The sequence below is a fragment of the Collinsella sp. CM84Y_54 genome, from assembly GCF_036317945.1.
Classification (GTDB): domain Bacteria; phylum Actinomycetota; class Coriobacteriia; order Coriobacteriales; family Coriobacteriaceae; genus Collinsella.
In genome coordinates, this window is record NZ_JAWQCX010000005.1 from 114,398 (window position 1) to 123,480 (window position 9,083).

Sequence of the window (9,083 nt, forward strand, 5' to 3'; positions counted from 1 at the left end):
TGCACTACGGGGCCCACGGACGGCGCGCGTCGAACGCTGCGTTGTTCGTGGGCCTTGCTCGTTTACGGAAGGATTTACGACGTTTGCGGATTGTCTCTTGCAAATTTGACGAGTTCGTATAGTTCTTAGCAAAGCCCTTACGTTTCCCTTGCAAAAGCTCTAAAGTATCCTCTGCTCGATTCGTCAACGCATTGGATGTGATTACGTGCGCAAGGCACTGGCACAACCTCATACTAAGCAATTCCTCAAGTTCGCTGTCGTGGGTCTTATCTCCTTTGGCATCGACTGGGGCATGCTCATTGCGCTCGTCGAGCTGTTCCATCTCGACTTTTTGATGAGCACCACGATTTCGTTTATCACGTCCGTCGTGGTCAACTACTGGCTCAGCATGAAGTACGTGTTCGACCATCGCGAGGGCATGAGCCGCAAGCGCGAGTTCACGATCTTCACCATCCTGTCGGTGATTGGTTTGGGCCTCAACGACCTGTACATGTTTGTGGGCGTCACGTTTTTGAGCATCGGCTACCAGGCCATGAAGGCCATCGCCACGTTCCTGGTCACCTGGTACAACTACTTTAGCCGTCGCTTTTTCCTCGAGGGCGCACGGTCGTAGACGGCCCGACATAATCTCGCTTCGCAGCCGGTTGGAATTCACGTTCCAACCGGCTTTTTGTTTGCAGAGCCTGCCGAGGAAGGCGTACGAGGCGGGCTACAGCATCGGAATGGGACACAGTTTCCCTAGGGGCGCCGTTCCGGAAACTGCGTCCCAGATTGCAGCCTCAGAATGGGACGCAGATTCCGCAACGTCGTCCTAGCGGAAAGTGTGTCCCGGAATCGATGCTCAAAACGGTCCGCAGCTTCCCAATGGGCGCTGCTTCGGAAAGTCCATCCCGGAATGAGCCCTCAGAGCGGAACACGCTTTCCGAAACCCGCCCCATCGGGAAACTGGGGACCTCGGACAAAATCTCGGACCCAATTTGGGTCCAGGAGGGAGTCCGATGTATACGAAAGAGGAGCGCGAGGGGATTCTCTGGGAGTTCCACCGGAGCGGCCTGTCCGCCCCCGCCGCCTGCAGGAGCCTGCCGCTTTTCCCGAACAAGGACAACCTGTATGCTTGCCTCAAGCTGGAGGAGGCGGGCGAGCTGACCGCCCGCGAGATGCCCGGCCGGGCGGAGCGCATGCACTGCTCGCACGGCGAGGGCAGCCTCGCGTTCGCCGCGAGGCCGAGGTCAGGCTCGACGACGTTGGAGTACGGGAAGGACAGTACGAAGAAGCTCAGGCGGGTGCGGACGCCGGAAACGTAGAGATCGGCCTCGCCGAAGTCGGCCTGGGCCCGGCCGGGCTCCCACACCAGGTCGAGGAACCGCTCGCCCTGGGAGCGGTCCCGCCTTCTCAGCTCGGCGACGTAGCGGCCGACGGTGGACTCGCTGACGTCGGCGCCGTGCTCGTCGACCAGCCTGCGCCATATGCGCCTGGCGGTGTGTCGCTGCTTGCGCCAGTTCCGGGCGTCGTCCTCGAGCTATTGACGGATGACGGGCTTGTACGGGTCGAGCTTGCTCGGTGCGCTCCTCCTCGCGGGCGGCCTCGGGGAGAAGTCGTCTTGGGCGAGGTACTTGTAGACGGTGTCGCGCGATACGCCGTTCATCTTGACGATATCCGAGATGCTGAACCCGTCGCGGCGCTGCTGGCGTATAGAATTGACGGTGGACATGTTGATCATTGCCTTTCCTACCTTTCTGAGTAGAAACCGAAGCATCTATCAGATTAGGCACATTCGAAGGCGGTCGGCATGTCTTTGCGTTTAGCGTCGAAAACCTGCTGCCGAAAGTGTCGACGCTTATTTGACTACACACACCCATTCCCAACAGGGAGAACGCCATCGACGGGCTCTACGCGCAGTATCCGGGCGCGCTGGTCGTCGTCAACCAGGTCCGCAACATCGGCTCGCTCGCGCTTTCGCGCACCAAGCTCGCCGGGATGCCGCGCGCGTACCTGCCCGGGCTCGCCGCGCACGGCATCCGAGCTGGTCATATCCATAGACATAGCCGACTTCGCGGGCCGCGACAGGCTCGCCTCGCGCTGCGGGCTCGCGCCGCGCAACAGGCGGTCCGGCACGTCGATACCGTCGGTGTCCGCGTCGCGGCAGGGCAACAAGAGGCTGAAGAACCTGCTCGTATTCTCTAGCAACTGCCTTTCGCGCAGCCGCAACCGATGGGGCGAATATTACGCGCGCTGCCGCGACAGGGGCATACCGCACGGCAAGGCGCTGAAAGCGGTGGCGAGGAAGCGGCTCGAGGTGATTTACGCGATCATGGGGGGCAAGGTTCCATACGCAGCCTAACGGCCGGCGAAGATCGCAGGCCCGGCAGGGCCTGCGTCAGCATTGCCAAAAACGCCCATCGAAAGGGCGAATCCCTCTTGACAGAACTACAGGAACACCCCCCACGCGGGCGGGAGGGCGCGCAGGCGCGGCGAGCGCCTAGCGCGCGAACTCCCGTAAGAGCGCGTCTTCCACTTCCCGAAGCGAAAGGGCCCCGCCTCCCTCGGCGGGACGGGTGACCACGATGCAGCGCGCTCCAACGTCGCGCGCGGCGGCGAGCTTCTCGGCCGTGCCGCCTACGGTTCCCGAGTCCTTGGTCACAAGCCACTGGGCGCCCACCTGCCGAAGCATCGCCTCGTTGAGCTCGCGGGTGAAGGGCCCCTGCATGCCAATGACGTGCGACGGCGAAAACCCCGCGTCGATGCACTTCGTTATAGCACCGGGCAGCGGGAGCACACGCACGAAGAAGCGCTCCGTGAAATCGGTGACGCGCGTGTAGGGAGCAAGCTCCTTGCTCCCCGTCGTGAGAAGCGCGCGACCCGGGTTCTCGGAGAGAAAGCGCGCCGCGCAAGCGATCGACGCGACCGACACGACGCCTTTGGGCAGCGCCTCGACCGGGCGCGCAAGGCGCAGGCATCGTGTACCCACGGCGAGCGAAGCGGCCCGGATGTTGCCGCTTGCGAGCGTAGCGAAGGGGTGCGTGGCGTCGACGACGATGCGCGCGCCGGAAAGCTCGCGCTCCATGTCAGCCTCGTCGAGCCTGCCCGCATGCATCTCGATGCCCGGAAGCTCGCCCAAAAGCTCACCTCCGTACTCGGTTGCCGCGTAGGCACGGGCGGGGATGCCCGCCCCGCTCGCCCATTCGCAGAGAAGGCGGCCCTCGGTGGTGCCGGCGAAGATGCGCAGCGCCGGCGCGGATGCGGGCGCCGTCACTTCGGGCCGCCTGGGCGCGTGATCTGGTAGAGCAGCGCGTTCATAATGGCGGCCGCCACGGTCGAGCCGCCCTTGCGACCCCTCGCGACGATGGCCGGCACGCGTCGCGCGAGTAGCTCCTCTTTCGCCTCGACCACGTTCACAAACCCGACCGGCACCCCAACGACGAGCGCAGGCGCGATCTTCCCCGCGTCCATGAGCTCGGCGAGGCGCAGAAGTGCTGTGGGAGCGTTGCCGACGGCCACGATGAGCGGACCCTCGATGCCGCAAGCTTTGTCCATGCTCGCAACGGCGCGAGTCGTGCCCGCGACGCGCGCAGCCGCGGCGACATCAGGGTCGGCCATGTAGCACACGGCCTTGCAGCCGAGCTTCGCGAGCGCGGGCTTGCTTATGCCTGCGAGCGCCATGTTCGTGTCGGTGAGCACCGTGGCCCCTGCGCGCAGCGCGTCGAGCGCACAGTGCGCGGCGTCATGGGTGAACACGAGGGAATCGGCGTACGAGAAGTCGGCAGTGGTGTGGATGACACGCTTCACGACGGGCTCTTCGAGCGGCGGGAACGTGCGGCCGCCGAGCTCTTCGGTGATGATCTCGAAGCTGCGCCGCTCGATGTCCCCGGGCGCCATCTCCTTGGAATCCATCTAGTACTCCACCCCTTCCCTTGCACATATCCCCTGAGCGTAGGGGTGTTTCTCGCACCGCATCTCGGTTATGTAGTCGGCCTTCTCCACGATCTTGCGGGAAGGCGCGCGCCCGGTGAGCGCTACTTCGACGCCGCGCGCGGACATATCGAGCACGCGGTCCACGAGCGTCTCGTCGACAAGCCCCTTCGAAAGCGCGTCGAGCGCCTCGTCGAGCACGAGCAGCCCCTCCTGCGCGCCCTCGAGCTCGGCGAGCGCGGAAGCGAGGTTCCCATCGTGCAGTTCGCACGTCGCGGCAAGTTCTTCCGACGTCATCGACCAGGTAAACTTGTCCGACACCTTCCCCGCGAACACGGGCACGCCGAAATGCTCGGCGAGCAGGCGCGCCTCCCCGCTTTCGCCGTCTTTCAGGAACTGCACGACGACGACGCGGCGGCCTGCGGCGAGCATGCGAAGGGCGAGGCCCATCGCCGCCGTGGTCTTGCCTTTGCCGTCGCCATGATATACGTGGATCATACGCCCTCCTCGATAATGCGGTAGACATACTCCATGTCGAGCGCCGCGCGCACGACGTCGGCCAGGCGGTCGAACTCGCGCGCACGGTGATCGGCCGCGGACGCCGCGCCCGCAGCACCCACGACGCTCTCGGGCAGGCCGCGCATGCGCGCGAGCGAGCGCACGAGAGCGAGCGCCACCCCCGGTTCGTCGAACAGGCCGTGGAGATAGGTTCCGAACACGTTTCCGCAGGCAGCGCCTTCTGGTTTGCCGCCAATCGTGCCCGCAGGGGCGCAGGAGACGGTCGTTTCGCCGTCGTGAATCTCGTACCCGCGCGCCGTTATGCCATTCCACACCGAGAACGCGCCTTGGGCGCCCGTGATGCGCAGCTCCGACTGGGCGAGGCGCTTTTCCTCCTTGAACACCGTACTTGCAGGGATGAGCCCGAGCCCGCGCGCGGTGCCAGCGCCTTCCCTGCCGTGCGGGTCGGAAAGCTCGTCTCCCAAAAGCTGGTAGCCTCCGCATATGCCGAGCACCGGCGTGCCCGCGCCCGAAAGCGCGCGTACACAGGCTCCGATGCCGCTAGCCGCAAGCCAGCGCGCGTCGTCGAGCGTGGTCTTCGAGCCGGGGAGCACCACCAGGTCGGGTCGGCCCAGATCGGTCGTAGAGGAAACGTAGCGCACGCCCACGCCGGGCACGCGCGAAAGCGGGTCGAAATCGGTGAAGTTCGACAGATGCGGAAGGCGCACGACGGCGACGTCGATGACGCCGCGCGCCTCGCGGGCAGATAGGCGCGGCGCGAGCGAGTCCTCGTCGTCCAGGTCGAGCTTAAGATACGGCACGACCCCCACGACGGGAACCCCGCACATCTTCTCGAGCGGGGCCAAACCCGGGCGCAGGATTTCCACATCGCCGCGGAACTTGTTCACCACAAGCCCCCGCAAAAGCGCGCGGTCCTCGGGCGCAAGGAGCGCCACCGTGCCGTAGAGCTGGGCAAACACCCCGCCTGGGTCGATGTCGCCCGCGAGCAGCACGGGGGAGGACACGGCGCGCGCGAGCCCCATGTTGACGATGTCGTTTTCGGCAAGGTTGATTTCGACGGGGCTGCCGGCGCCCTCGATGACGATGACGTCGTTTTCCTCCGCGAGCGAACCGAACGCCTCCAAAATCTGCGGCATGAGCGCCTTCTTTCGCGCGAAGTAGTCCCTCGCAACGAAGGCTCCCTGCGCCTTGCCGGCCACGATGAGCTGGCTTCGGTGGTCGCTTTCGGGCTTGAGCAGGATGGGGTTCATGCGCACGTCGGGCGCGATGCCGCACGCCTCGGCCTGCATGATCTGGGCGCGCCCCATCTCGAGACCGTCGGCCGTGACACCGCTGTTGAGCGCCATGTTCTGGCTCTTGAAGGGAGCCACGCGCAGGCCGTCCTGCGAAAGCACGCGGCACAGCCCCGCCGCAAGCAGGCTCTTCCCCGCGTTCGACATGGTGCCCTGGATCATGATGGGCTTCGCCCTACCCACGGGTATCGACCTCCTTCGCCAAGCCTCGGCCATCCGCGCCCGCCATAGCGCCGCTGTAAGAAGCGCCGCCCCATTCGTCGGGTTCGCCTTCGCCCGATGCGCCTTCCGCCCGAAGCGCGCGGCTGAACGCCATCGCAAGCCGGGCGTTCTCCTTGCGCGTGCGCACCGCGACGCGGCACCAGAAACGGGACAGTACCGAAAACGAGTCGCACGTGCGGACCAAAACCCCCTGTTTATACAGGCGCTCGGGGATGTCTTTCGCCGGCGTGCGGACTAAAAGGAAGTTCGCATCCGACGGCACGACGGAAAGCCCGAGCGAGGAGAGCTCGTGGGAAAGCCACGCTCGCTCGCCCGCCAATACATCGCGCGTGCGCGAGACGTATTCGACGTCTTCCAGGGCGGCGATACCCGCGGCCTCGGCGACCGAGGAGACGGGCCACGCCTGCCCCGCCCGGCGAATTCCCTCGATGAGTTGGGCGTTTCCGCTGACCAGATATCCCAACCGCAACCCCGCCATTCCGTAGAGCTTGGTGAACGCGGAGAGCACGGCCACATGGCGCGAACGCGCGGCGCGTGCGGCCACGCTCCTTTCGCGGGCATCGGGCGCAAATCCGAGGAAGCACTCGTCCACGACGAGCAGCGCGCCCACCTGCTCGCAGCGGCAAGCCGCGGCATCGATCACGCGGGGGTCGACGAGGCGCCCCGTCGGGTTGTTCGGATTGCAGAGGTACGCCACGTCTCCCGGTCCCTCGATCGCGCGGGCGAAGGAGGCGGGCACGTCGAAGTCGTCCGCTTCGGAGAGCGGGAACTCCTGCACGCATGCGCCGTAGTACGATGCCGCCTCCGCATATTCAGAGAACGTCGGCGCACACACGACGATGCGTTTCGGGCGCACCGCCGCGGCGAGCCGCCAGATGATGTCGGACGCGCCCGCGCCGCAGACGATAGTATCTTCGGGAATGTCCTGGGCGCGCGCTAGGGCGCGAACGAGGGCGAGGCTTTCCCTATCGGGGTAGGCATCGATTCGAGAAAGCGCCTTGCAAGCAGCGGCGACGGCGCGCGGCGAGGGGCCTGCCGGATTCACGTTCACCGAGAAGTCGATGAGGTCGGAGGCGCCCCCTTCGCAAGCGATGCCGAGCGATTGCGAGCTGCCGCCATGCGCACGGGCGCGCAGGATTCCCCCGGCAGCCCGGGACGCGGCGTGGTCTTCCCTCATGCCATCGCCCCCACGGCGAGCACGACCGCCGCGCGCGCGGCGCCGAAGACGACGAGCGCGCATACGGACGCGGCGAGCATGAGCCTTGTCGCCCGGGCGATGTCGCCCCACTCGATTTCACGGGACGCGTCGCCTATCGTCGGTTTCTCAACGAGCTTGCCGAAATACACCGCGGGTCCTGCCAGACGCAGCCCGAGCGCGCCCGCGCACGCTGACTCGGTCTGCGCTGCGTTCGGGCTCGCATGGCGACGCCTGTCGCGGCGCCAGATGCGCGCCGCCCCACGCGCGTCGAGCCCGACGATCGGGCACCCGGCGATCATGAACAGGGCCGATAAGCGCGAGGGAATCCAGTTCACCGCATCGTCGAGGCGCGCCGAGGCGCAGCCGAAGTCGATGTAGCGCTCGTTTTTGTAGCCCACCATGCTGTCGAGCGTGTTCACAGCCTTGTACGCCATGCCCAAGGGCGCACCCCCGATCATAAGGTAGAACAGCGGCGCGATGACGCCGTCGCTCGCGTTCTCCGCCACCGTTTCCACAGCGGCGCGCGCGACGCCCTGCTCGTCGAGAACAGACGTGTCGCGTCCCACGATGAGCCCGACGGCTTTGCGCGCCGCGACAAGGCCGCCCTTCGAGAACGCGCGGGCCACGGCCAGGCTCTGGCGGCGCAGCTCGCATGCCGCGAGAATCTGATAGCTCGCCCATGCCTCGGCCACGAAGCGCAAGCCGGAGTGAACCATGCCGCAAAGATGCAGGATTCCCATGGTCAAAAGTCCACACGCAAGCGGAAGCGCCACGGCGAGCACAAGCCCTGCGCCGCGCGTGCCTGCGGACGTTTGCGGGAATGCGCCCCGCAGGCGGCCTTCGGCCCACGTGATCGCGCGCCCCATGGCGACGACGGGATGGGGAAGCCAGCGCGGGTCGCCGAAGGCAAGGTCGGCCGCGAACCCGGCGGCGACGGCAAGAATCGTCATCACCGGGCATCGCCCCCCAAAGCGGGGCGAACGTCGCGAAGGCAGCGCCCATCCCAGGTGGCGGCCCATGCGCCGCCCGGCTCGGTATGCACGTCGAAGTATCCCATTTTCGGGACAGCTAGCTCGGAGAGCAGCGCTTTCACGGTACCCGCGTGAACGACGAAGACGGCGCGCCCACTCCCCTGGGCACACTCCGATTCGCACGCCTCCCGAAACGCCGCGACGACGCGGCGGGTGAAATCGCTCTTGCCCTCGCCATGCGGGCAGCGCGTCTCGCACCAGGAGTCTACCCAGGCGCGGTAGCGCGCATCCTCTTTAAGCTCGGCGGCGCTTCGCCCCTCGAAGTCGCCGAAATCCATCTCGCGCAGACCAGGGCACGCCATAAGCTCCGCGTTCGGGAAGAGGATGCGCGCCGTCTGGTCGGTGCGGGCCATGCCGCTCGTGATAACACGGAACACGTCACGATCGCACGCGAGGTCGCGCAAAGCGCGCTCGCCCGCGCTCGACAGGGGCTCGTCGGTGCCCGCCCCGCTGTAGCGATGGTCTTCCGTGCCCGCCGTGGCACCATGGCGCACGAAGACGACTTCCAAAGGCGCGCCCGCGCCCTGCGTCCCTCGAGGCGCATCGGTAAGGTTTCCTTTGATGACCTGGGGAATCCCGCACGTCATGCGCACGACGACGTCGGCGCGCGCAGCGAGCGCGCATCCCAGGCGCCCCGCGCGCTCGCGCCATTGGGCGTCTTCCGCATGCATAGGGACGACCCCCGAGCCGACCAAGGACAGAATCACTGCGTCGAAGCCGATCAGCCGCTCGAGCGCCAGATCAACGTCGAGCGCGCGCACGAGTTCCTCAGCACGGTACGCGACGCGGCCGGCAAAAGCCGCGGGCACGCCGCCCTCCGCAAGCTGCGCCGCGTCGACGAAATCGTCCGCCGCGAACCCGAGCTTTTCGCGCACGAAAGTCCTCTTCCCCGAATGCGCGCCACCTACCACG

General features: G+C 66.3%; 11 protein-coding genes. 3 read left to right on the forward strand and 8 right to left on the reverse strand.

Annotated features, from left to right (window positions below; genetic code table 11):
* Positions 1-205: 205 nt before the first annotated feature.
* A complete protein-coding gene (locus V2391_RS08725) occupies positions 206-613 on the forward strand; it encodes a GtrA family protein (protein WP_035137329.1) in 408 nt (135 codons plus the stop codon).
* 385 nt (positions 614-998) lie between these two features.
* Positions 999-1,304 (forward strand): hypothetical protein, encoded by a 306-nt coding sequence (locus tag V2391_RS08730; RefSeq protein WP_329739014.1) that lies wholly within the window; start codon positions 999-1,001, stop codon positions 1,302-1,304.
* Between the two features lie 215 nt (positions 1,305-1,519).
* Here V2391_RS08730 and V2391_RS08735 read toward each other — a convergent pair whose 3' ends face one another.
* Positions 1,520-1,720: a helix-turn-helix domain-containing protein gene (locus V2391_RS08735; RefSeq protein ID WP_329739015.1), complete on the reverse strand. Its 201-nt coding sequence runs from the start codon at positions 1,718-1,720 to the stop codon at positions 1,520-1,522.
* 69 nt (positions 1,721-1,789) lie between these two features.
* Between V2391_RS08735 and V2391_RS08740 the strand changes: the two genes are divergently transcribed.
* Positions 1,790-2,341 (forward strand): transposase, encoded by a 552-nt coding sequence (locus V2391_RS08740; RefSeq protein ID WP_329739016.1) that lies wholly within the window; start codon positions 1,790-1,792, stop codon positions 2,339-2,341.
* A 138-nt stretch (positions 2,342-2,479) separates the two neighbouring features.
* On the opposite strand, the gene cobK is transcribed toward V2391_RS08740, so the two are convergent.
* Genes cobK through V2391_RS08775 form a run of 7 tightly spaced genes read right to left on the reverse strand, consistent with a single transcriptional unit; the run spans position 2,480 to position 9,046 of the window.
* Positions 2,480-3,253: a precorrin-6A reductase gene (gene cobK, locus V2391_RS08745; protein WP_329739017.1), complete on the reverse strand. Its 774-nt coding sequence runs from the start codon at positions 3,251-3,253 to the stop codon at positions 2,480-2,482.
* On the reverse strand, positions 3,250-3,891 hold the full coding sequence (locus tag V2391_RS08750; RefSeq protein WP_329739018.1) for a precorrin-8X methylmutase: 642 nt from the start codon (positions 3,889-3,891) through the stop codon (positions 3,250-3,252). The genes cobK and V2391_RS08750 overlap by 4 nt, the downstream gene beginning before the upstream one ends.
* A complete protein-coding gene (locus V2391_RS08755; RefSeq protein WP_329739019.1) occupies positions 3,892-4,407 on the reverse strand; it encodes a cob(I)yrinic acid a,c-diamide adenosyltransferase in 516 nt (171 codons plus the stop codon). It abuts the gene before it with no gap.
* Positions 4,404-5,903, reverse strand: coding sequence for a cobyric acid synthase (locus tag V2391_RS08760; protein ID WP_329739020.1), 1,500 nt, complete (start codon positions 5,901-5,903; stop codon positions 4,404-4,406). Before V2391_RS08760 ends, V2391_RS08755 begins: the two co-directional genes overlap by 4 nt.
* Positions 5,896-7,119: a pyridoxal phosphate-dependent aminotransferase gene (locus V2391_RS08765; RefSeq protein WP_329739021.1), complete on the reverse strand. Its 1,224-nt coding sequence runs from the start codon at positions 7,117-7,119 to the stop codon at positions 5,896-5,898. The genes V2391_RS08760 and V2391_RS08765 overlap by 8 nt, the downstream gene beginning before the upstream one ends.
* Positions 7,116-8,090 carry an adenosylcobinamide-phosphate synthase CbiB gene (cbiB, locus tag V2391_RS08770; RefSeq protein ID WP_329739022.1) on the reverse strand — a complete coding sequence of 325 codons (975 nt, stop codon included), beginning with the start codon at positions 8,088-8,090 and terminating at the stop codon, positions 7,116-7,118. The genes V2391_RS08765 and cbiB overlap by 4 nt, the downstream gene beginning before the upstream one ends.
* A complete protein-coding gene (locus V2391_RS08775) occupies positions 8,090-9,046 on the reverse strand; it encodes a histidine phosphatase family protein (RefSeq protein ID WP_329739023.1) in 957 nt (318 codons plus the stop codon). The genes cbiB and V2391_RS08775 overlap by 1 nt, the downstream gene beginning before the upstream one ends.
* Positions 9,047-9,083 lie beyond the last annotated feature (37 nt).